The organism is Actinokineospora alba, assembly GCF_004362515.1.
Classification (GTDB): Bacteria; Actinomycetota; Actinomycetes; order Mycobacteriales; family Pseudonocardiaceae; genus Actinokineospora; species Actinokineospora alba.
The window spans coordinates 2,849,840-2,876,085 of the sequence record NZ_SNXU01000001.1 but is presented as its reverse complement, the minus strand read 5'-3'; the positions used below and the strand labels follow the sequence as shown (position 1 = coordinate 2,876,085).

Genomic DNA, 26,246 nt, shown 5'->3' with positions numbered 1-26,246 from the left:
CGGTTCGAACACTCACTACATGGTCCATAAGGGAAGTGTCAGTTGCCCTTGTCGTCCTCGGGCAGCGGGATGATGTGCCCCGTGGGGCGGTCCTGCACAAGATGAAGGTAGCCCGTCACGTACCGCAGGCGCACGCCTCCAGGGAAGGTGATCTCTTCCTGGTCCGGGAACGGGGAGGCGATATCGAGCGTGGCGTTCGCGTCGATGCCTCCTGGCGCCTCGATCACGTAGAGATACCGGTAACTGCCTGGTCCGAAGTGCGTACCGGGGTTCTTGTCCCGCAACTTCGACATCATCCCCGGGTCACGACTGGTGCTGACGAAGCTCGTGTCCTGGTGCCCGTTGTAGATGTAGTCCAGCAGGCCTCGGTGCGTTCCGGTGCCCTTGGGCAACAGACCGCCATCCTGGACGACCTGATCGGGCGACCTGTTGCTGAAGTGGTAGAGCACGTCGTTGTCCTGACGCCACAACGCATACGGCAGCACATGCGCGGTCAGTGCGTCCGGCATCGCGACCGTCGCCGGGTCCACCGGTGGTGTCGACGCCGCGGTCCCGAGGGCGGAGTGACTGGTCGGGCGGTACAAGGTGTAGGCGATGGGAGGCGCAGCGAGTGCCATCGGCACCTCGTACCACTCCAGCACAGGCAGGTCGGCGTGCAGCACGCCGTGCTCGTCGGTGACGTGCCGGCCAGGGGGCGGGCTCGCCGCGTACAGCGCCACCATGTTCATGGCCGAGTGCCACACCGCCGAGGGCTCGCCGTCCGCACCGCGCGCCTCCCAGCGGCCGTGGGTCTCGTCGTAGGCGATCAGCTCCCACCCACGAGCCTCCGCGAACTCCGCGGGCACCTCGGTGGCATGCGTCCCCCTTTGCCTCTTCACTGGGCCCGCGCCGATGGCGTCCTCGTCTGCACGCCGCTTCCCCGGCCGCACGATGGCCTCATGCGACAAGTCCGGAACCAACCTGCGCCGCTGTTTCTTCGTGCCGCCCGCATCATCGTCCCGGGTGCGCTTTCCCTTTCGGGCGGCGGGATCTCCATTAGGATCCCGCGCCACAGTCGCCGCCTCCGGCTCGGTGCCGGGCGGCTCGTCGCCCGGTTCAGGCGTGCGAATCTCCCGAAATCGGCCACCCCCGACCACGGACGTCCAGCCGCTGGGCCTCATGAGGACGTCATCAGTGGCACCCCACATGGTGACCGGCCCGAGCTCGTCCGGCCAGGCCCGCTTGACGGTGAGCAACGGGGAGGCCTTGTCCGGCCTCGAGAGGATAGGCATGTCACCTTGGCAGTGACGCAGAAGGACCTTGTTCTTGTTGCCGCCCGCGGCGTAGAACGCGCTGCCGTAGAACGCCCGCGCTGCCGGCTCACCAACCAGACGGACCTTGTCACCGGGAACATCGGGACGACCGGTGAGCACGGCGAACACCAGGCCATACGGGGGTTCGCCGTGTCCGTCGACGAGCCACACGTCCTCGTCGGCCCAGTCCGCGTCGACCTCCACGTACTCCTGCTTCTGCTGCTCCGTCCCAACCGGACCGGGGACCGTCACGAGCTTCTCGGTGAAGTAGGTCCTCTGCATAGCGCCGTCGTAGTGCAGACCATTCACCGCATCAGATTCCGCGTCGAAATCCTCCGAGGGATAGAACTGACCGTGCAACTCGCCATTCAGGCGAACATGCGGATAGGTCAGGATCCGGTGCGGCTCCGGCACGATCCCGCCGATTTCGGCAAACCCATTCTCGACGTGCAGCACGCCGGGCTTACCGAACGCGAGCCGGCCGTTCGGCATGTACATGACCCGTACGTAGCCGCCGAGGAACATGCCCTCGGCGAACACCTTCAGGTCACGCACCGCTCCCCCGATGCCGGCCAGTGCCAATGGGATTTTGCCGTTCCTTCCCATGACCTCACGCAGAACGAGATCGTCCCGCATGACGTGCGATACGTCGAGCACGGTGAGCACGGCTGGCTTGCCGTCCCGCCGAATACCCCAAAAACGGCCGTCGGGGGTGGTCCGGCCGACGATGAACACCGGTGGGTTGTCATCGTCCCAGTTCGACTTCCGCTGCTGCCCGCCGGAGTCACGGTATTCGCTGATCGTCTTGGGAGTAGCGCCGGCAAGCCAGGTCTTCAGGTCCTCGATGAACTGCTCGTCACCGGGTGAACGCAACACGAAGAACATGATGTCGAACTGGGGGTTGGACAAGATTACCATCCGCAGGTCACCCGCGCGCCAGGTCGAGACCAGCTCGAACGTGGCCGAATTCACGAGCATGCCGGGCTCGGGACGCGTGCCCTCCGCGAGGCCGAATACTTCACTGAAGTGGTTACGGGCCCGCAACACCCCCGCACTGTCGAAGGCGAATCCGCCAATGTTCTTCCGCGCCGCGCTGTCGCGGGACATGAACACCAGCGGCCGATTCGGTTTCGCCGCGAGCAGAGCACGGAACTCCGGCAGTGTGAACAACAGCTCAGTGAACTGCCTGCCATCCGCCTCAACCTTCCCGCCGCCGGTCAGCCACAGGGTCGCATGCCTCTCCGCGCCGTCGAGGAACACGATGATCGGTTCCCCGAACGCGCCCCACGAGTCAAGATTGATGGCCCCGTCCGCGATCGCTTCGGCCACCTCAGCGGCGATGTCCGATCCGGCGACGAACCCGAAGACCGAACCGGCGACGACGTACTCGACATCGCTGGGCATGAGCGGGTGCTCGGTGAACGTCGTACCAGGGGAAATCCTCAGGTGTCCGTTGCCGCCGAACGCCACCCGACCGTAGTAGGAGTAACTGTGCCAGGGCTTGGTCTTCAGCTGCGCCAGCAACGCGACATTCGGATCAACGACGCGGGGCGTGTAGTCCTCATCCACCTCGGGGTCCAGGTTGGCGGTGGCCACTGCCAGCGATGGCTGGATGTCCGCCTCGCTCGCGGCGTCGAACACGTCCATCGCGTGCACCAGCTTGGCGAGCCGCTGTGCGCGCACGGCGACAATCCGCCCTGACTTCAACATCAGCAGGTGACGACCGGACTCGGCCCCCAGCATGAGCAGCAGCGGCTCCACCCGGCCGTCCTGGACGGCCGCCGCCCACGGCGCCATCGTCTCGACGCCGTCGTCGGGGACGTCTTCATCGTCGACCGGCAGCCCATCGAGGTCCTTCTCCTCGATGATCCGCCGGGCATAGCCGGTGCTCATCCCCGCGACCGTGCCCCATGCGGTCTTCAGGTCACGCTCGATGGGCAGGCCCAGTCCATAGGTCTTGCCGGTCGCGTCCCGCAGCCGCATCCAGTCGACCTCGTCCAGCTCGATCGGGGACAGCCGGAGGAACGCGGCCACCGGCAACTGCTCGAGCCATCCCCGCTCGACGGCGAGCACCTCACGGCCGGGGTCGACGGCGAGCACGGCGTCGGCGAACTGCTGCAGGACCTCGTCGACCTCGTCTGCCCCGTCCGGGTGGACGTCGTACACCACCGCCAACGGCACGGCGGACTCACCCGCCACGCGTAGGTAGGCGTCTCGCGCCCGCAGTCGCTCAGCGAACTCGGCACTGGAGACCTGTTCACCATCGAGGTCGAAGCCGTCCCCGCGCACGGTGACGAAGACATAGAACGCCTCCCGCTCACCCTCGCCCGCCCGCGGCAGCATGCTGTCGTAACTCTGCCTCCTGGGCCACAGCTCGGCGGGGTTCTCGGAGAACACCACACCCCCGGAGGTGTACTCCCCGGGTTCCAGGTCACCCAACGACCCTGTTCGCGCCCTCTTCGGTTCCACATGCAGCTCATCGGCGCCACGCTTCGGCGGGCGCTCGGCGTCGGTCTCCGAGGCCAGCGCCAGGTAGTCCGCCTCAATGTCCAGCTCGGGAGCGGCCGGGGAGCCACCCGCGGGACCGGGCGGGGACCAGCCGGGGGCGAGCTTCGCGAACGCCCGGTTGAGCGCGGTGATCGGGCCCGGCAAGTCCTTGCCGCCCTCGACGACCTCCAGCTCCCGCTCGCCCAGGTCATGCTCCGGCAGAGTGAAGGTGATCGTCGCGGACCGCGAGTCAAAGGCGCGGGCACCCTCGCCGACAACATCGATCTTGGGCCGAGCGGGGCCGACACGCTGTCCGAGAAGCTTCTCCAGCTGAGTGATCTCCGCGTTCACCCGTCGCCGGAGCAGGTCGGCCACCGCCTGTGCCCTGGCCGCGCCAGTCTTCTCACCGTTTCTACGTACGGTGGTGGTCCCCCTGCCCGTGATCTTGACCTCGGGCGGTTCCGCACCGTTGAGCACACGCCAGACATGCGCACGCGCCAACTTCTGGGCGGCCGCATCCACCCGCTTGATATCGGCCTTCGCCAGCGCCTTGCTCTTGTGCGCGAACTTCACCTCGACCTGGCCGATCCGGCTCGCCGCCAAATCACCCAGCGGCACCATCGGCGGCTGCTCACCAGACTCCGGCTCGACCACCCGGAACTCTCCACCGGGGTCCAGAATGCGAACCCCCGTCCGCAGCGTTGTGCTGACCTTGCTGGTGGCCGCCTCCGTCGTGAGCGACGTGGGCAGGAACTTCGGCCACGCGTCCTTGAGTTGTTCCCCGGCATTGCGGCGAGATCGACCCAACGGCTGGTTAACCTGGCACCCCAGGTGCACGATCCGCAGACCGGGCTTGCCCTTCACCTTCTCGAAGAGCGCACTGGTGGTGATCAGCCGCGCCATGTCCTCCCCGTAGACCGCGACGACGTCACCGACGTCCAACGGGCGATCGGCGTTCTTCAACGCGAAGATGAAGTACCCGGGTGCCGCGTGCCCATGGATGGCCCACGTCGGCCCGTCGTGGCCCGCCGACGGCGCGAGATAGGCGACGAAGCGTTTGGCGGACCCCGCCGGTTCTCCGCGGAGATAGTACTTCTCCTGAACGGCGTTCGTCTTACTCGCCGCGTAAGGCATGTGGTACAGATCCATGGGGTCACACGGGAAGCCTTGCCCGTAAGTCCCCATTTCCCCGGTGGCCAGCGCCCTGGTCAGCACGTGGTCGGCGGTCACCTCCGGCAGAGCCACGGAGACCAGGTCCGCACCGTCCACAGTGAACCCACCGTCGGCGTTCAGCCGGATCCCGCTCCGCAGAACACGCATGCGTCGGCTGATGCCGCCGTCGAGCAGGGCCGCGGCGATGTCTTCCGAACCAGCGACCTCCCCGCCCATCGGGGCGAACACGAAGTCGCGCGGCCTGGCACGCGAACCGAGGATCTTCCGCACCCTCATATCCGCACGCAGCACCCGGCCCAGCTGCCCAGGAGTGAACCACTGGGCAACACCATCAGAGCGCCTGCCCGAATATCCGGTCCCGTCCACAGCGGCGAACACGAACAACGCGGCGGCGGTGGCATCGCGGGCCCATTCCGTCACCGCCCGATACCGGTCAGACTCGTCATCCCCGGGCTCATGCACCCACACCGCGACAGCCTCACCCGCCGCGTTCGGCAACACCTCCACATCCAGATCCCCAGCACGCAATACCGACACCGACTCAAAGACGGAGTCGTGCGCCAACACGATCTCAGTACCGTCGGTACCCACATCACCGGTCGGCGCGGAAACCTCGCCGAACAGCTTCGCCGCATGCAACCCGCCGGCGAAGTCGAACCCGAACCCGTCGAAATTGACCCGCTTACCGCTGTCCTTCGCGATCAGCGCCAACGCCCAGTCGCCACCGTCCACCGCCGCCCGGAAAACAGGATCAGTCAGCGCGATCTTGACGAGCCGGTCACCACCGACCTCGTGGACCACACCGCTCTTCGTGACGACACGGGCGACAGTGCCATCCGGTGTGTCCGCCGCGACGACCACCAACCTCTTGCCCGGTACAACCGACAACCCACGCACCCTCGCCGCGCCGCTCTTCACCGAATCCGCGAAGCGCCGCCAAGTACCGCGGTCCCTCGCTGACGCCGAGAACGCGAACACCGAATCCGACGACTCCTGCTGCAGATCAGTCGCCGTCAGCTGCGAGAACTCGGTGAACCGCGCCCCCTTCGGAACCACCAGCACCCGCGAGTTCTCGTGCTTCACCGGGCCCGCGTAGTGGAAGCCCTGCCACGGCCCGGTCAGCTCACCCAGTGTTGTCAGCAGTCGCTCGTTGGCCTTACTCACCTTGGCCGGGTCGGCATGGTTGTGGTTATTCAGCAGGAGCAGCGGCGGACGCACCGGTCCGCCGGTGAGCAGCGCGAAGTCAGCCGAGTACACGAGCAACTGAGCCATCTGCTCCGGGGTGACTCGCGCCTTTGACCCGTCGATCAGCGGAACCAGAAAGTCATCGTCCACACCGTCCAGAATCAGCTCGACGGGGCGAGTCCGGTTTCCGTCCGTCATAGCAGCCCACAACGCGATCATCGGCGTGCGCACCGTTTCGCCGTCGGACTTGGTGGCCTCCTCCATCACTGTCCGAAGGCTCTGGTCATTCGCCGTGCGGGCGTGCACCGCCAGGTTACGACGGTCGCGCTCACCGGTGTTGGGGGCCAGGCCGAACATGCGGTCATCCGCGCCTACCAGCGAGTGCCACGCCACCTCGTCTGGTGACACCCAGTCGAGCGGGTGCATCTCCAGGCTGAATAGCACAGTGCCCCGACACGGATCACCCTCGTCGATGATCGGCGCACCGACGACCACCCGCACGTCCACTTCACCCGGCAGCGCAGCCAGGAACTCCGTACGCATTCGCTCAGCACGTGCCTTCGCAGCCACCCGATCCAGCTCGCCGTCACCGTCCGGATGGGCAGTGACGGTGATGGTCGGCCGTGATCGGTCCGCGAACCGCACGGCCGTGTCCACCACCGCACCAGCGGCCCAGCGAATTGCTCCGGCTACCGAACCCGGTACCGGGCCGGTGGCCGGGCCGAACGGCACAGTGAGCAACTCCTGGACGACCGTCTCGCCACCAACGTCACGAGCCTGTGGCACGTCGTCGCCGATGAACTGCGCCAACACCTGCCCATACCGATCCGGAACCCTCAACGGCCTCGGTGCGTACGAACCGTCCTCGTCGACGTCATACAGCTTCCCCATCAACGAGCCCTCAACCGAAAGCCCCGCGTCAGGCCCGAACTCGTCGACCAAACCGATCATGTGCGCGAACTCGTGCGCCCCGAACTCCGGCGGCTGATCCGGATGCCACGTCGTCTGGTCGATCAACGCCACCGCCGCCGCGTCCAAACCGGCTCCGGTCGGCAACAACCGCACCTGATGGTGCGCGGGCCTCCCCCCCTCAACCGCCGCCACCAACCGGAACCGCACCACATCACCATTGGGCAACTCCAGATTCGCGGCGTTCAGATACCGGTCAACACCCTCCTGCGCGACCCGGAGCACCGACGCCCGCACCCGCTCGTCATGCACACCCCCACCATCGATCTCCACAACCACGGTGACCTCAGTGGTCGGCACCCCATCCTGCACAGCGCGTCGCACATCGAACGCCGACCGCTGCCCCGGCCTGGGCCGCGCCACGAACTCCTCCGGACCTCCCTCGACCGGAACCGGGTCGAACCGCGGCACCACCCGCACCCGCTCCCGCAACCGCGGTACCGCCACATCCAGCGCACCACGCCCCCACTGGTGCGCGTCTCCGGAGGGCACGACAGGAACCGGCATTACACCCGACAACCCGGGCACCACCGGCACATGCGGCGCGAACGACCCATCAACCGATGAACCCGGTTCCCCTGGCACTGAAGGCGCGTTGACGTGCTCGCGCGTGACGTTGTGCCTGATCGCGGCCCCGTGCAACGTGCGCTGCTCGTCCACCACCCGCTCGACAGCCGCCAGGTGCTCATCGATCTGCTCATCCGAGGCCTGGGAGCCCAGATCCTCGACCCGCACGAATTCCGCCAGCCGGGCGGCCAACTGCTGCTGGTGGTCGAACGCCAACGCCCGCACCATGGCCTCGGACTCCTGCCCAGCTGCCTCAATGACCCCGCGCAACTCGGCCGCCAGCACTGGATCAGTCGCAGCCAACAGGTCCAGCGACCACTCCGCGCGCTGCGACACCAGCATGGCGCGAGTCAGCTCGGCCTGCCTCAGCCGGAGTCGCTCGAACGCGAGCTCGCTCGCGGTGACCTGCTCGGCCCGCGCCTGCTCGATCAATACCGCCAACGCGGTTTTCTCCTGCACCCCCATCGGATCGGACTCGGCATCGTCGAGCAGCAACCTTTGGAACATCACCTTCGCCGCGTCCCGCCGCGCCTCCCACACCCGATCAAATGCCTGGGCAGTCACCGTCTCCTGCGCGCGGAGCACCTCCGCCAAACCCGGCACCGCATCCCGATCCGGCGCCATCGCGGAAGTCTCCCGGTCCAACGCCGCCGCCTGCTGCTCCCGAATTTCGGTCAACCGCGCCTCGAACTGCGTCTGAACATTGTCGAGCTCATCGGCGAGCAACAGCTCCAGGTTCTCGTAGTCGTCCGCCAAATCATTCTGACGTTCATCCCCGACAGCCAACTCAGCCTTAGCCCTGGTCCAGGCAACCCGCTCATCCACCAGCGCCCTGAACGCGGCCACATCCGAACCCGACGCATCGACGTCTGGCATCTGCCCATCCGCATCCGGTGTGGTCGCCGTACTCGACCCCGCGGCGTCGACCAAGACCAGGTCGAACAACACGCCGGCCGGAGCGCCTGCCTTCACCGTCCCGCCGATGGGCAAGCAGTGCTCGTTGATGAAATCCGCGTCGAAGACCTTAGGAAGCACCCGGCTCCGAATTTCCCGTTGCCGCTCCACGAGGCCGTCAGATGATGGGGCGACGACGTGGATCGCCAGCTTCCTGCGCGGCGCACCCGGAACAGGCTTGGCAAGCTTCTCGCGAACACCGTCGGCGAACGAGCGGACCTGATCCATGTCCGCTGCGGACAGGAAGGACTTGTGCGGAACGAAACCCTTGGCCAGGTGCTCCAGCGTCTTGTAGTACGCAAGCGGCTCTCGCGGCGTCTCGAACACCTCGAAGCCAATGGCGGCCCTGCCAGTGGCGAACTGTTCCCTCGAGCCGGACAGGTGCGTGAAACTTAGCCGCTGGCCCACTGATGGCAACAGGCTGGACAACGCCTCCTCGAACAGTTGGCAACACTGCGTAAGATCAGTTTCAAGCAATGACTTCCTACCTGGTTCGCGCCTGAGCTTAAAAGCCGCGTGAATCCGGACGTCGAGCAGTTGATGACCTGCGGCATCACGCTCGCGCAGGTGCCGTGCCAAAGCCTCCGCCTGCGCCCTGAGTCCGGGATCGGTGCTGAAGTCCGGACCACCGGAACCATCGAACAACGACGGGACACGCCAGCCACCGAGATCCACCGTCGGCACTGAACCTTCCCAACCGAGGTGCTTGATCTCCCTGCCCTTGACGGACTTCAACCGCGTTGACCAGTTGTCAGGTAGGGCTGATGCGATCGGCGGGGCGCCGGTCGCCGGACCACCGGTCGTCGACGACCGGCCCACCTCACCGGGAGCATCGTCATCCGGCTCACCCGGCGCTTCGACGTGCGGCATCGGCTGGTCGACATCCACAGCGGGCGCCGTACTCGGCCCCGCCGCACCACCGGTCTCGCCGACTTCGTCCGGCGAGATGATGTCGAACAACGCACCGCGCGCACGGCTTGCCCGAGCGCTTCCCTTGACGATCAACTTGTCCATGCCCAAGCCCGCGGCGAGGAAAACAGGAAGCACCTCGTCCTGTATCCCCTGCACAGCCGTCCGGGCAAAAGTCTCGCTTGGGCCGATGACGTGGATCCTCAGCTTCTTGCGCGGCCCACCCAGATCAGCGTTGGCAAGCCTTGCGGCCATGCCCACGGCAAAGCTGCGGAGCTGGTCCATCTGCGCCTTGGAAAAGACTGGCTTGTACGGAATGAAACTCTTGGCCAAGCTGGTCAACGTCCCATAGTGCGCCAGCGACACCGGCTTTGTCATGATCGCCTCAAACCCGACAGCGGCGCTGCCTGCGCTGCCTCCTGTGACGGTCGCACGCGTGAAGGCCACCCTGTTGCCTACCAAAGGCATCAAGCCGGACAACGCTGTTTCGAGCCGGTCGACGCACGTGTCCAGATCAGATTCATAGAGGGCATTCGGCCTATTTTTGAACTGCGCCACGTAGAAGATCCGGACATCGAGCAGCTGATGACCCGCGGCTTCACGCTCAAGCAGTAGCCGTTGCAGCTCGATGGCCCGCTTCCTAAGAACGGGATCGGTACTGAAGTCCGGGCCACCGGAACCATCGGCGATAGAGGTCACACGCCACAGGCCAGCGGGCTTCGACGTCGGCAACGAATTCGACCGCCACTGCAAGACCGAGCTCGTATCGTCCTGGCCGTACAACCGGGTGCTCCAGCCGAGGGGTGGGTCCACGAGCGGGAACAGCTCAGCGTCGAGCACCGGACCAGCAGCCTTCGACCGCGTCCGCCCACCAGCCGCCGACGACTCACCCACCTCGGCGGGTAACTCAGCGGGGTTCCGCTCGGCGACAGTGCGGCCGCCCGACGGCCACAGGCGCTGCCTGATCGCGGCCATGTGCAACTTCTGCTGCTCCAGCAACACCCGATCGAACGCCGCCCTGGTGACACCGGCCTGGGCGGACTTCGCCTGGCCGACCGACGACTTCGAGTCCTCGTCCGGCAGCAACTCCGCCAGGCGGCCTGCCAACAACAGCTCATACTTCGCCGCCAGCAACGATAACCGGCTCTCGAACTCCTGATCGGCCGACTCAGCGGCGCTGCGTAACCCAAGCGCGTCAGGTTCAGTCCCGCCAAGCATGTCCAACGACCGCTGTGCCCGATGCAGCACCAGCGCTGAGCGCGTCACATCGAGCCGCCTCGACCGCACCCGCTCACACGCAGTCCGACTCGCCTCAACCAGTTCGGCTTCCGCCTGCTCGATCAACCCCCTCAGCGGGGTTTTCTCCTGTTCCTCCAGCGGATTGGACTCGGAATCATCCAGCAGTATCTTCTGGAAGCTCACCTTCGCCGAGAGCAGCTGTGCCCATCGCAGCCGATCAAAAGCGGCGGTATTCGCCTCCTCCTCTGCCTGGAGAACTTCCGCCAAGCCCGGAACCGCGTCCATGTCCGGCACCAACGCGGCAATGTCCTGTGTCAACGCCGCCGCCTGCTGCGCCCAAATTTCCTCCAACCGCAGCTCGAACCGTGTCTGGACCTCCCTGTGCTCGGCGACCTTCAACCTAGCCAGCGCCTCCTGGGACTTCGCCAATTCCCGCAGACGTTCATCCTCAAGAACCGACTCCACCGCGGCCGTGGCCTGTGCGATCCGCTCCCGCAGGAGCTCCTGGTACACGACCTCATCCGGCGCGGGCGGATCGAGTTCCATCCCTACCGGCAGGCCCCCGATACCGAGTTCGGCCGCCAATTGCGCCAGCAGGTCCTTCGCCAGCATGTCCCCGTGCCGCTGCAACCAGAACATCGCGAGAACCCGAAGGTCATCAAACGACACCGCCAGCAACAATTCCTGCGGTGCGATCACCAGTTCCCCAAGGAGCCTTTCGGCATCCGACCGACGGTCCTCGTCGCCGTTCAACCCACGACGCGCCGCCAACACGCTCTCCGCCAACGGCCGGCGCAACTCGGACGCGTCACCCGAGGCCAAACTGTCCGCCAGCCGGTTCCGCCCAGACTCATCCAACCCACGGAAATAGTCCTGGAACCGGAGCCGGTCAAGCGCGCTCGCCGACGCATCCCAACCGTTGAACAGTGGCTGAGCCGCGGGATTCAGCCCCTCCTGCCACGCCCGGAACGCCCGCCGAAGCGCGGCCTCCCTCTCACCGTGCACAAGCTCATCGCCACCGCCGACGAACTCGCTCGTCTCCTCGAAGGACCCCGGGAAGAAACCGCGGTGCCACGGCGGCCCCAAGGTCGCCGGATCGAACGCCGCGAGCCGCACCTCACCATCAGCGAGCTCACCCTCGAATTCCGCGGGCAACGGCTCGATCGGCAACCAATCCGTATCCCCCGCACGCCGCGGAACATGCAACGCGTCCAACCACTCATCGAGCGTCAACACCCGATCAGGACTCACCGCCGGATCCAGCACCAACTGCACCGGCACCGAATCACCAACACTCTTGACCTGTACCAACAGCGCCGCACGCTGGGTGAACCGCACCCTCCCTGGACGATCCACCGTCGCACCAAAAGCAAACGGCGTATCAAAGAACATCTCATCGCCATTGACCGCCACGAACAGCTTCTTGACAGGAACACCAAGATCCCGCAACTTCGCAGCCCACACATGAGCACGGAAAAGGCCGCCGGCCTCCACATGCTCACCGGAGACATGCAGCAGACTGCCATCCGACTCGTCCAACACCGTGCACGTCTTCACCACGTCCAACAGCGCCGCGGCCCGAGAGGCCTCATCCAGCCCATCGACGTCGACGTCCACCAGCGGCACCTTCGCGGTACTCGACCCCGCTTCACCATCAAGCGGCTCGACATCGAACACCACACCAGCCAGAATGTTGATCTGGCTGTGGCCCCCGACACGGCACTTTCTCTTGATCAAATCCGCGCTGAGGACACTAGGCAGCACATTCTCCATTACCGCCTTCCGGTACGCCGGGAGAAGGGTCTCGGAGCCGCTGACGACCCAGATGTTCAGCCTCTTGCCCAGGCCACCCGGGACAGAGTCATCAACCTGCCCGGCAAGCAAACGGAGCTGATCCATGTTCGCCTCGGACAGGACGAGCTTTTTGGGAAGGAAACGTGCGGCCAGCTGCCGCCGCGTTCCGTAGGACGCCAACGGCATCGGCCGCGTCGTCAACACCTTGAGCCCGACCTCGACCGTGTCGCGGTAGCGCGAGCTGCTCCGGCCCTCCAGATACGTGAACTTCACCGCATCGGCTACCAAGGGCATCAGCTCGCGCAACGCCTGTTCGAACCGGTCGCGACACCCCGTCAGCGCATCGAGCATCTCTCGAGTTCGCCAGCTGTTGCTATGCGACTTCACGGAGATCTGGAGGTCCAGAAGCTGATGACCACGCACCATCCGCTGAAACAGCCGCCAGTGCAACTTCCGCACCTTCATCTGTACATCCGGACGATTCCAGAAGTCCAGAACACCGGAACCGTCGGGCGCCACCCGCAGCAGGCCATTGACCTTCTCGATCCGCAACGAATACCCCAGGCCGAGATCCAACTCCTCGCCTGGAGCCGCGTAGATCCGGCCGAACCAGTCGCCAGGTCGTTTCGCCGATGCGGTCGGCTCGACCTCGGTCACCGCAGCACCCGCCGGGCCCGGCAGACCCGGATCCACCGCCAAGCCGGCCAGGTCGCGCCGCCGCTTCCCAGCAGGATCGTTCCCACCAGCTTCAGGCAGCGGCCGCTTCCGCGCACCGGCCGCCGACGACTCACCCCCGTCGTCCGGCTCCTCATCCGATCTGACGTCGGCCATGCGATCGTCCGCCACCGGATTTCTGGCAGCTTGTCCCGTCGGCGTACCGCCGGTAGGTGCGAGCGGGGACCAACCGGGGGCGAGTTTGGCGAACACCCGGTTGAGCGCGGCGATCGGGATCTCCCTGACGTCGCCGGTCTCGACGACCGCCAGCTCCCGTTCGCCCAGGTCGTGTTCCGGCAGCGTGACGCTGATCGTCGCGGACCGCGAGCCGTCAGGCGGCACGCTCTCGCCGAGGATGTCGATCTTGACATCGGCCGGGCGGACATCCAGCCCCAGCCGCGCCAGCCGGGCGAACTCCGCGGCCATTTCCACCCGGAACTCGGCAGCCACCGCACCGGCCCTGGTGGCGCCCGTCCTCACGCCGGATCTGAACATGCCGGCGGTGCCGTAACCGGTGATCGTGACCTTGGGCAAGCCCGCACCGTTGAGCGCCCGCCAGGCATACGCACGGGCCACCCGCCGGGCCACCTCGCGCACCTTCTCAGCCTCGGCGTCCACAAGCGACTCTTGCTTGTGCGCGAACTCCGCCTCGACCTGGTCGATCTTCCCGGCAGCCAGGTCGGCCAGCGGCACCATCGGCGGCTGCCCGCCGGACTCCGGCGACACCTCCTGGAGCACACCACCCTGCTGGGCGATGCGAACGCCAGTCTGCGGGAACACGCCGAACTTCGTGGTACTCGCGTCCGTCGTGGGCGCGCTGGGCAAGAACTTCGACCACGCGTACTTGAGCTGCTCCGCGGCGTTGGGACGAGATCCGTCCAACGGCTTGTTCACCTCGCAGCCCTGGTGCACGACCCGCAAGCCTGTTTTGCCCTTGACCAGTCCAAAGAGCGAACTGGTGACGATGAGCCGCGTCATGTCCTCGCCGCCGACCTCAAGAGCGTCGCCGACCTGCAACGGCCGATCCGCGTTCTTCATCGCGACCACGAAAAACGTGGCTGCCCCGTGCCCGTCGATGGTCCACACCGGTCCCGCATGGCCCGCCGAGGGCGCGAGGTAGACGCCGTAGCGCTTGGCGCTGCCCGGGGGCAGCTCACGGAGGTAGTACTGGTCCTGCACCGGGTTCGTCTTGCCCGCCGCCATCGGCACGGCGTACAGGTCCTCCGCGTCGCGCGGGTAGGCCTGGCCGTAGGTCCCGGATTCGCCGTTGGCCAGCGCCCTGGTCAGCACATGATCGGCGGTGACCTCCGGCCTCACTGTCGTCAGCTCCGCACCGTCCACAGTGAACCCGCCGGTATCGTCCAGCCGGATACCGTTCCGTGGCACGTGTACGTAGCGTGCGATACCACCGTCCAGCAGACCTGCCGCGACGGCCTTCGCGCCGACGACCGGCCCAGACTGCGAAGCCAGCACCAGGTCGTGGTCGTTCGCGTCCCGGCCGAGGATCTCTCGGAACCGCGGGTCAGCACGCAGCAGCCTGGCCAACTGCTCAGGGGTGATCCACTCGGACGCACCGTCCCGGCGACTGACCAGGTAGCCGCTCCCGGACCCACTGGCAAAGACGAACATCGGCCTGGTGCCCACCGGCCACGGCGAATCGACCGTCACCCGCCCGCCATCCGCGTTCTCCACCTTGTACGAGGAGACAGTGTCGGCAGTAACCTTCAGCGCCCACCTCTTCGTGGCCAGGTACCGCGGCGACTCCCGCCCCTCACCAGGTTCACGCACGTAGAACGCGACACCGTCACCCGCCTCGTTCCGCAACACCTCCACGTCGAGATCCCCGGCCCGCAACCCCGACACCGGCTCGAGGACGGAATCGGCGGCCAGCTCGATCCGGGTGCCATCGGTACCTGCGTCCCCGGTCGGCGCGACTACCTCGCCGAACAGATCCTGAGCATGCAACTCACCGGCGAAGTCGAAGCCGAACCCATCGAAATTGACCCGCTTGCCACTTTCCTTCGCGACCAGCGCCAACTCCCAATCGTCACCAGCCAGCTCGGCACGGAACGAAGGATCGGTCAAGGCCAGCTTCGCCAACCGGCCACCGCTGACCTCGTGTACCACCCCGTTCTTCGTCACCACACGCGCGAACGTCCCATCCGGAGTGTCCGCGGCGACGACCACCAACCTCTTACCCGGCGCCACCAGGAGATCCCGCAGCTTCGCGGTACCACGCCGCACCTCGCGCCCGAACCGACCCCAGATGTCGCGGTCCATGACCGACTGCGAGAACGCGAATACCGGACCCGCCGACTCCCGCTCAAGGTCGTTCACCGTCAGCTGCGAGAACTCGGTGAACTTCGCCCCCTTTGGAACAATGAGCAGCGGGTCCCACTCGTACTTGACCGGCCCCGTGTAGTGGAAGCCCTGCCACGGCCCGGTCAGCTCGGCCAGTTTTGCCAGCAGTCGCTCGTTGGACTCACTCACCGTGGCCGCGTCGGATTGCGGATCATTGGTCAGCACATGCAGCGGCGGACGCACCGGCCCTCTGGTGAGCACCGTGAACATCGGCGAGTCCACGATCAGCTCGGCCATCCGCTCCGGAGACACCCGCGCCCTGGTCCCGTCCTTGCGCGGAACGAGGAACTCGTCACCCTCGCCGTCCAAGACCAGCTGGACCGGGCGCGTCCAGTTCCCATCCGTCGTGGCCGCCCACAACGCGGTCGTCGGCGTGCGCACCGTCGTGCCATCGGGCCTGGTGTGCTCCTCCAACACCGTCCGCAGGCTCTGGTCATTTGCCGCGTCGGAGAACGCCATCAGATCGTCGCGGTTGGGGTCGTGCTCCGCGGTGTCGAGGGCCATGCCGTACCTGCGGTCACCCCTGAGCGGGTACCACGCAACGTCCTCCGGCGACACCGGCGACGTCTCGTCCTGTACGGCGCGCCGTACATCGAACGCCGGCCGCTGCACCGGTGCGGGCGGCGCCACGCGCTCTTCCGGGCCCCTGTCGACCGGAGCCCGCTCGAACCGCGGCACCGCCTCATCCAGCGCACCGCGCCCCCGCTGATGCGCATCGCCGGACGGGTCGTCCGTAGGCAGGTCGAACTCGTCCTGCTCCAGCGGCGCCTGCTCGGACGCCACCCCGGCGAACTGCCGCTCCAGAGCCGCCGCCCAGTCCTCCTCCGACCAACCACTCGTCGGATCAACAGCCACCGAGTCAGGCACCTGCTCCTCTGCGCCGTCCCACATGCCCCGTGGATCGACACCCAACTCGATCGCCAACTGCTCCAGCACGTCCTCGGCCCCAGCCTGCTCGGACGCCACCCCATCACCGGCGAACAGCCGCTCCAGAGCCGCCGCCCAGTCCTCCTCCGACCAACCACTCGTCGGATCAACAGCCACCGAGTCAGGCACCTGCTCCTCTGCGCCGTCCCACATGCCCCGTGGATCGACACCCAACTCGATCGCCAACTGCTCCAGCACGTCCTCGGCCCCAGCCTGCTCGGACGCCACCCCATCACCGGCGAACAGCCGCTCCAGAGCCGCCGCCCAGTCCTCCTCCGACCAACCACTCGTCGGATCAACAGCCACCGAGTCAGGCACCTGCTCCTCTGCACCGTCCCACATGTCCCATGGATCGACACCCAACTCGATCGCCAACTGCTCCAGCAGGTCCTCTACCTGATCCTGCTCAGCCTCCTGCAGCCAGAACATCGCGAGGTCCTGGATGCCCTCGAACGACACGTTCGGCGGCAACACCTGCGGGGTGATGCCTACTGCCGCCAGGATCCGAGTCGCGTCCGGCCGGTTCCCGTCCCCGGTCAAGCCAAGGCCCGCCAGCCATACGCTCAACCGCAGCGACGGGCTCAGATCGGACACGTCACCGCCGGCCAGCCTGTCGGCGATCTCGCCGCGTTCGGCCTCGTTCAGCGCGCGGAAGTAGTCCTGGAACCGGCGCACGTCCAATCCACTCGCGGACTCGTGCCAGGTGTCGAACCGCTCCCGCGCGGAATCCGGCAGCGCGTGGTGCCACCGCCGGAAAGCCCGCCGGGCGGTGACTTCCCGCTCACCGTTCAGAAGCTCGGGGCCATCCGCGATGAACTGGCTCGTCTCGTCGAAGGTCTTCGGGAAGTAGTCGTCGAGCCACGGCGGCGAGTACGTGGCCGGGTCGAACGCCACCAGCCGCATCTCACCGTCGGGCAGGGCGCCCTCGAAGTGCGTCGGCAGTGGCTGGACGGGCAATCGGGAGGTGTCTCCCGCGGACCGGGGAGCGTGCAACGCGTCCAGCCATTCGCCCACCGTCAGGACCCGATCGGGGCTCACCGTCAGGTCCAGCACCAACTGCACCGGTCCTGATCCGTCGGCTGCCTCGACCTCGAACAATGGCGCCACATGATGTCCATAGGCCACCCGCCCCGGGCTGCTTTCGGTAGCGCCGTAGGCGTACGGAGTGTCGATGTACAACCCGTCATTGACTGCGACGAACACCTTCGCGACGTTCGGCACACCAATGCTCAACAACTTCACTGCCCACACGTGGGCACGGTGGTCGCAGTAGTCCTCCACATATTCACCGGTGAGCAACACCTGGCTGTCGGCCGAGCCGCTCGGCACGGTGGTCTTCCTGAGTTCAGCCAGCAGCCACGCCTCCTGCTCGCTGGTCAGTACCTCGCCCGGAGCGTCAATGGGCGCCTCGGACAACTCCATCGGGGTTGCCGTGGACCCGGAAGGCAGCTCGATGTGCCCATCCTCGGACACGTCGGCATCCAGCATGTCGACGTCCGGTGCGGGCGGACCTGCCTGCTCGTCGACGGCGCTGCCGTCCGGCGAAGACTCGATGTGCCCAGACGTGCCTGCGCCCGCCGCGTCGGTCCGCCGCCGCTTTCCGGTAGGTGCGTCCTGGTTACCGCCCCGCGGCCGCTTCCGGTTGGCGGCGGGGGGCTTGGCAGCCGGATCCCCCGCGTACAGCAACACACCTTCCCGCTTGGCGGCCCTGGTGTACAGAACCTCGACGAATTCGTCGAGGAAGGCCTCGACCTTCGCGGGGTCACCCAGCCGCCGCTCCGCCACATGCCTGACCGCACGCCACACGAACGCCATCCGCGCCGCCGCCCTGTCCGGCGCCGACACGACGAACAGCCGCAGCCTGTCCTCCGCCGGGGCGGAGGAGTCACCGTAAGGACTCGGACTCCTAAGGAGGAACCCATCCACCGCCCACTGCAACCGCCGCACGGCGGGCACAGGCAGCTGCCCGCCGTACTTCGACCAGTAGGTCTCGACGAGCTCGGGAATAGCGCTGTAATAGCCTGGCCCCTGCGGCTCCGAGTGGTACTCCACCAGCTCGAAGTGCTGTCTGACGCCAGCTCTGATACTGCTCGTGACTGGAGCTTGCGTGATGCGCAGCGGTACCGCCGAGGGCCGTTCGCTCTGGACCTTCGCGTTCACCCGACGCTCCACCCAGCGCTTCGTCAGCTCGGACGCCTTATTGACAGCGGTGCTGTCCCAACTGTGGGACCGGAAATGGAAACGCAGATCCGGCGGCTGCTGTTCCGCGTCGTGGCGGGCGACCACCAGGTCCACGATCTCGTTGATCCGCCCCTCCAGCGCCAACCTTTTGGCGATGGGAAGACCGACCAGCTCACCGAGTTCGTCCACCCCAATCGACTCCGGTGGCGTATCGATGACGTAACTCAGCCCTTCCGCCACCGGGCGGTCCTGTCGGGTGTTCAGCTTGGTGCGCCCCCCGGACGGCAGCGATGTTTCCGGCAGGACAGCCGAGAACGGCCGCGCGTACACCAACACAGCGTCCCGGGCGCCGTCCGGATCGTTGGGGTGGACATGCACATCGACGAACTCGGTGAGGAAAGCCTCGGCCTTCGCCGAGTCGCCCAGCAGCCGCTCTACCTCATCAGCGACCACCTGCCGCAGGACCTTCACCCTGGCCGCTCCCAGCCACGGCACCGATACGACGAACAGCCGCAGCCTGTCCCCCGCACAAGACGAATCACCGTACGGACCTGGACTCCGCCGCAGGACGAATCCCTGCACCACCCACTTCAGCCGCCGCAGAGCCGGCACGGACAGCTCCTCGTCCGACTTCGACCAGTAGGACTCGACGAGCTCACGCATCGCGCGGTATTCGGGCCGCCCCTGCGGCTCCGAGTGGTGCTCCACCAGCTCAAAGTGCTGGTTCACGATATGTTTGTGCAGGGGCCGAAATCGGGTCAATCGCAGCGGTTCCGCCGACGGCCGTTGGAGCTGGACTTGCGCGTTCACCAGCCCTTCCAACCAGTCCACGGTGATCTGCATGGCCGACTCGACAGCGACGCTGTCGGCACTCCGCGACCGGAAACGAACCCGCACATCCGGCGGCTGCTGTTCCGCGTCGTGACGAGCGACCACCAAGGCCACGATCTCGGCGATCCTCTCGTGCAGCGCCTTCTTGTCGGAAAGACCCCGCAACTCGCCGTTCTCAACCGCGACCGAACCTGGCGGCAGATCGACGAAGAACTTCAGCCCCTTCGCCACCTCGCTGTCGTGCACGAACCTCAGCTTCACGGTCCATCCGCGCGGCGGCGCCAACGCGCTCGCAGGTTTGTCCCGCCACAGTTCGGACGCATCTCCCATGGCCGCCCCAGTCGCCGACGACTCGCCCCCCGACCCGACCTGCTTATGGATCTGATCGTGCTTGGCAGGCGCCGGTTCGATCGGCGGCGGGACGACGGTGCTGCCGGGTCCGGGCAGTGCTTCCGATTCGATCGGCCCCGCGCTACCTGCTGCCTGGTCTGCATCGTCGGGGATGACATCGAGGTGCAACGCGAAACGAACGTCCGGCCCGACAACTGTATTGATGAGAACGCGCTCATCCCTGGCCGGGTAGAGGCCGGCGAGCACCCGCGCCCGGAGATCCTTCACAGCGTTCTGGACGGTCGTCGGTGAGAAGCCTGCAACGACGATCTGCACCTTCTGCCGCATCCTGGCCTTGCCCATGACAAAAGCGCGGACCCGTTTCGCAGCCGTCGCGTCCAGGAACGATTTGTACCTAACGAAACGCTCGGTCAAGTTCGGCAGCTCCGCGTAGTGCTCCAGCCCCACCGGGTCCGTCTCGAACAGCTCAAACCCAACGTGAATGTCGGTGCCGACGTTGGTCTTGGGGTGGGTGACGGTGTCGACACCCGAGACGACTCTGGTCAACTGTGTGAACGTCGCCGAACCGTCAACCAACGGCATCAGCGCTGTCAACGCCTGTTCGAGCGCCTCAGCGCAGTCGCGCAGATCAGAACGCAACAGTCGATACTCGTCATCACTGGGACTGTGGGCGAAGTGTGCCTGCGCGTAGATCCGGACGTCCAACGGCTGATGACCGGCGTTCATACGCTCAGCCAACTGCTCTGCCACAGCGCGCGCCGCATCCATGAGAGCAGCGTCGCCCACGAGCACCGCGTCAACAGTCTTATCGACCACCGACAAGACACGCCACGACCTACCCACCTTGCCGGTCCGCATTACCGTGTGCCGGCTCAGTCCATCAAGCTTCCGGGGTTTGGTCGCGTCGAGCCTGGCTTGCAGGTCGGAAGGCAATAACCTCGCGTCGCCGGGCACCGGAGAACCTGCCGGGCCTGCCGGGGCCGCCGGGGCTACCGGGGCTGCCGGGGCCGCCGGGGCTGCCTTAGTCAGCTCAACCGGCAGCCGCATGTGCTCCGGCCAGTACGCAGGCATCCGCAACTCCCGCTGCTCCCGCAGCACGCGCTTGAGCGCCGCCCTGTTCGCAGTGAACTGGGTGTCCATCGCCGCACCGAGATCCATGCCCCGCACAACCGTCGCCAGCCTGCGGGACAGCTCCTGCAGATGGTGCGCCTTCAGCTCCGACAGTTGACCCTTGAACGCAAGCGCGGCTCGCGCCTCAGCCGCACGCAGCTCAGCCGCCGAATCCGGATCACGGCCCTCGAGCAGGTCCAGCCACACGTGCGCACGGTGCCGCTCCACCGCTGCGAGGGTCAGCTTGAACTGCCTCGACCGCGCCCGCTTGAACGCCTCCTTGGTCGCCTGAGCCCGCTCAGCGATCGCCCGCTCGATCAGCTCCTCCCGCGCCTGAACCTCCAGCGCCCGATCCGGATCAGATTCAGCCAGAGTCAACCGCTCCAGCCGGAACACCCCCAGCACCGCGTCTACCTGCTCCTGCAACACCCGCTCAAAAGCATCGGCATTCTCCACGTTCTTATCCGCCAGAACCTGACTCAACGACAGAGTCACATCCGCATCGGGCACCAGCGCCGCAATCTCCCCATCCACCGCCGCTGCCTGCGGCGCCAACGGCCCCAACCGCTCTTCCAGCCGCGTCCTGACATCGGCCACCTCAGCGTCCAACAACTCCGCCAACACCCGGTGGCTCCGCGCCAAACTCTCCAGACGCGCATCACCACGAACCCACGCCACCGCCTGCTCAGACTGCGCCACCTGCGCACCCAGCCACTCCGTGAAGACGTCGGTATCCGGCGACGCACCAGCTGGATCCAAGTCGATGCCGAGTTCGTTCGCCTGAAGAACCAGCGGGTCTTTCGCCTGATCCGGCCCGGCGTTTTTCATCCAGAACATCACAGGTGCACCGGACACGCCGTCGGTCTCCGGACCACCAGCCGGGTCTGGCGGGTTGGTAGAACCGAACAACGCGCTGGTTGCGCGATACGACTCCACGGCGTCACGGGTCAGCTCGACCTGCCTCAACCTCGCCCGCTTGAACGCGTTGTGGCTCCCCTCAGCCAGGGCAGCCTTGACCGACTCGATCACCGCTGCGGGCACGGTAGGGTCCAGCGATCCCTGCGGATCGCTCTCGACCACGTCCAGCCGTGCGTTTAGGAACATCGCCCTCGCCGCGATCAACTGCTCCCGCAACACCCGATCAAGAGCCTCGGCATTCGCCGTGCGCTGCCCGGCGAGAGCCACCACCAGGTCCGGAGCCACATCCGCGTCCGGCTCCAATGCCTCCCACTCCAGCGCGCACTGCTCGCCCAGCCACTGGGAGAACGCCGCTGCGGCATATTTTTGCTCCCTGAACACCCCGCTGGCCAGGTCGCGGTTGGAACCCGCCAACATCCGCAGACGCTTGGCCGCCCGAGTCAACTCGGTCGCTGCCTCGCCGTGCGCAACCTGGTCAAACAGCACGGCCTGGGACACGGCCGCGTCGTCCAGTCCTGGCCGACGGGCATCGTCGGAAGGTCGGCCAGCCGGATCCGGCCCCACCTGGACCAACATTCCGGACCGAGACCTGGGGTTCACAGGTTTGGGATAGGTATGCACATCGACGAATTCTGTGATGAAAGCCTTGGCCTCCGCGGGACCGACCAGCCGCGTGACCACGCCGGCAACGATGTCCCGCACCGACTTCACCGGGTACGCCGCATTCTCGGGGTCAGAGATGACCCAGATCCGCAGCCTGTCACCTACCGAGGACACATCGCTGTACGGACTCCGGGTCCTGCGAACGAAACCCTCCACCACCCATTCCAGCCGCTGCACAGCAGGCAGACACAGGTACACGTTCTGGATCATCCAGAAAGGCTCGACAAGCTCACGATCAGCGGTGTACTCACGCCGGCTTTTCGCGGCCGACTCGTGCAACGTCAGATCAAAGTGCTGTCTTGTGCCCGTCTGGGGCCGATGATTGGAACGACTTGGCGTGAAGTGCAGCGTTTCCGCCGAAGGCCGTCGTTCCCGGATCTTAGCGTTCACCAAGTCCGTCAACCACTTCATGGTCTGCTGGACCGCTGAATCGACCAATTTCTGCCTGCGGCTTGTCAGCCGGAGGACAAATCGCACATCCGGCGGCTGCTGTCCCGCATCGTGACGCTCGACCGCCAGGTCCACGATCTGGTTGATCCTCGTTTCCAATGCCGTCCGCACGTCGTGGGTCAACCCGGCCACCACCACACCGTTGGCCGCCACCAACGACTTGGCTGCCATATCAAAGAAGAACCGCCCGTCCTTGTCCGCCCCGCCCCGCCACGCATGCAACTGCTGGCTCAACGCGTCCGGTGGCGGCTGATCACTCCGCACGGGAGGCCACAGGTCTGACTCGGAGCCCATCAACGCACCGGCAGCCGCCGACTCACCCAACTGAACTGGAACATCACCAGCCGGGAACCCACCCGGCAAACCACCAGTCCGAACCAAGCCGAACCGCCCCGTCAGAGCCTCCGCCCACTCCTCCGCCACCGCCTGGCCATCACGCACATACACATCCGCCACAACCGCACGCACCTCATCAAGCCGCCGCAACCGCTCCCGCTGCACATCACTCGGCGCCCCGATATACAACAAACCCCCCGGCTGCGGAACAAGCCTCTTCACCTCTTCGAACAACCAGAACCGCTCCGCATACCCACCACCAAGCTGCTCAACACCCAACCCCGCATCAACCAACCGCCTCGCCTCAGCCAACGCCGCATCAATCTCCCCCCACAACAACCCAGCCGACCGAACAGCCGCATCCCACCCCGCCTGCGACCAACCACCCTCAACCGTCGGATCAAACCCCGCGACATCAGACACCAACTCCACGCCGCCATCACCGACGACCCGAGAATCCACTGAGGACGGCTCACCACCCGCTGAGCGCGGCACTCCACCCTCATGCACCTGCGGCACCTCAGACTGCACAACAGGAACCGGCACCACCCCCGACAACTCCGGCACCACCGGCACATGCGGCACATGCGGCACTTGCGGCACTTGCGGCAAGAACAATCCACCCAGCGACAAGACCGGCCCCGAGACCTCCGGGATCTCCGAGGTCTGCGAGACTTCCGGATTCCCTGGGATCTCCGAGGTCGCCGGGATCTCCGAGGTCGCCACACGCGCCGGATCCGTGGCCCCCGCCGTCCGCGGCTCCGCACGCCCCTCCACCTCCGGGTCGACTCTGATGAGCTTCACCATTGTCGTGGTCAAGATGGGCGCGTACTCGACGTAGTCGACGTTCTTCAGCACGCTCGCACTCGTCAGATCACCTGCCCCCGGCAGGCGCTCCAGTGCATTCTTGATCTCTGTCTTCACCAACTCCTTCACCAGATCCTGGCGATCAGCGGTCCTTTTCGCGGATTTCGCCGTGTGGGTCTTCACCGCCGCGACGAGCACTCGCAGTCTGGGGCGCGCAGCTGAACTACCAGAATCCGCCGAACCGATCCGCGACCTCGTCGGCGTCGCGAAACTACGAACGAACCCGTCCACCGCCCAGCCGATCCTCCGCCGCGCCGCTTCGGGCAGCACTCGCGAGTTCCATTGGACGAAGTCAACGGCCAGTTCCCTCGTGTCCCGGTAGTAGTCCGCAGTCTTGCCCGGAGTACCGCAGGACAACAGCGCGATCCCGTTCGGATCCTTCACCAACCTGGTGTTCAACTGCCAGGTGATCGGGAGGTCGGCAACGCGGTCGTCGACACCCGCTTCCCTCATCCCCTCGCGCAGCAGCTCCAGCACTCGATCCTGCGCCCGTTTCAGGACTGTTTCCTTGCCGGGAACCGGCTTCCCTCGTTCGTTGCGCGTCAGCATCATCTTGGCCGCGTTCGCCTCCGACAACCCCAGGGAAATGCGCACGTCGGGCAACTCGACATCCGAATCCTGCGCTGCGATCGCAGCGCCCAGATTCTTCCCGAACGTCCTGACCACGTCCGCTTGCCCGCCAACTAAATTCACCCAGTCCTGATCGAGGTCCTTGAACTCAGCGAAGACCTGCCCGCCCAACGCGCGGACTGCGGACTCGTCGTCCGAGCCGGTCAAATCAACCGTCTCGGACTCCGCGACCGTCTCCGGCTCCGCAACCGTCTCCGGCTCCGTCTCCGGCTCCGCAACCGTCTCCGGCTCCGCAACGCCGTTCTCCCCGTCAGCGTCGACCATAGACGCCGAGACGACGTCGATGAGCACAGCGGGCGAGGCTTCGGCTTTGAACGCCCGGATGAGCAGGAACTTCTCCTTGATGAAGTCGTCAACCGAGCCGGCAAAGGCCTCCGGATGGTTCCGCAGTGCCTTTTGGAAGGCAGCACGGAGCACAGGTTCCATGGCCTCCAGGTTCCTCTTGGCAGCCGTCGCTGAGTTACCGCCGACGAGGAACCTCAGTTTCTCCTTCGTCTCATCCGTTCCCGAGTCTGCATGCCGCTCGACCACGCCGTCCGCGAACCAGGTGAGCTGTTGTTCGCTTGCCGCGGACAGGAAGGTCTTAGCGTGAACGAAGAACACGGTCAGGCTTGTCGCCATCTTGTAGAAGTCCGACTTGTACGGCCCCATGTCGAACGCCTCGAATGCCATACGAGCGCCGTTTTCGGTGGCCCTAAGGTGCACATACGTGAACTTGAGCGCATCACTCACCGGAGGCATCCGCGCATCCACCGCGTTGCGCAACGGCTGGAGGCGGTTTCGCAGTGTATGGATCGGAACAGGGGTGTGGGAGTTCGTGAACAGGTACAGCCGGACATCCGGCAGCTGGAAACCCTGGTCCTCACGCTCACGCACCAGGTTCGCCAGAGCGTCCGCCGCTGCCATGAAGTCCGAATCGGCGGACAGTTCGTACCCAGGTCCAAATGAGTATCTCTTCGTGGCGTTGCTCCAGGTCAAGCCACGCTGCCAGCTGGCTCCCTTGATCCGCCTGTCACTCTCCCGCTTTACCAGCCGGCTGACCGCGCCGGGAGGTAGGTCGACCAGCTCAAACCCCTCGTCGGCAGTCGGCGGCTTATGGGCCGGTCTTGGCCCACCGGACTTGACGAAGACCTCAGACGGCACCACCGAGACGAACATCGCGCGCGCTAGCCCCTGCGGTTTGGGGATGGGACGCACATCCACAAACTCGGCAAGGAAACCCTCGGCCTTCGTCGCCACCTGCGCAGGGGCGATACCCCCCTCCCGCATCAGCCGTTGAACCACCCGACCGACCACATCCCACACATGCCGCACCAGCTCGCTGTCCGCCAGCTTGCC

Annotated in this window: 1 protein-coding gene (cut by a window edge); it reads right to left on the bottom strand. The window is 66.0% G+C overall.

Translation table 11 applies throughout. The annotated features are described in order from the left end of the window. Positions 1-38 precede the first annotated feature (38 nt). A protein-coding gene (locus C8E96_RS13400; protein ID WP_133794404.1) for a protein-glutamine glutaminase family protein crosses the window boundary here: on the bottom strand, positions 39-26,246 show its end. It continues 27,852 nt past the right edge of the window; only the last 26,208 of its 54,060 coding nucleotides appear in the window; its start codon lies beyond the right edge, outside the window; the stop codon is at positions 39-41.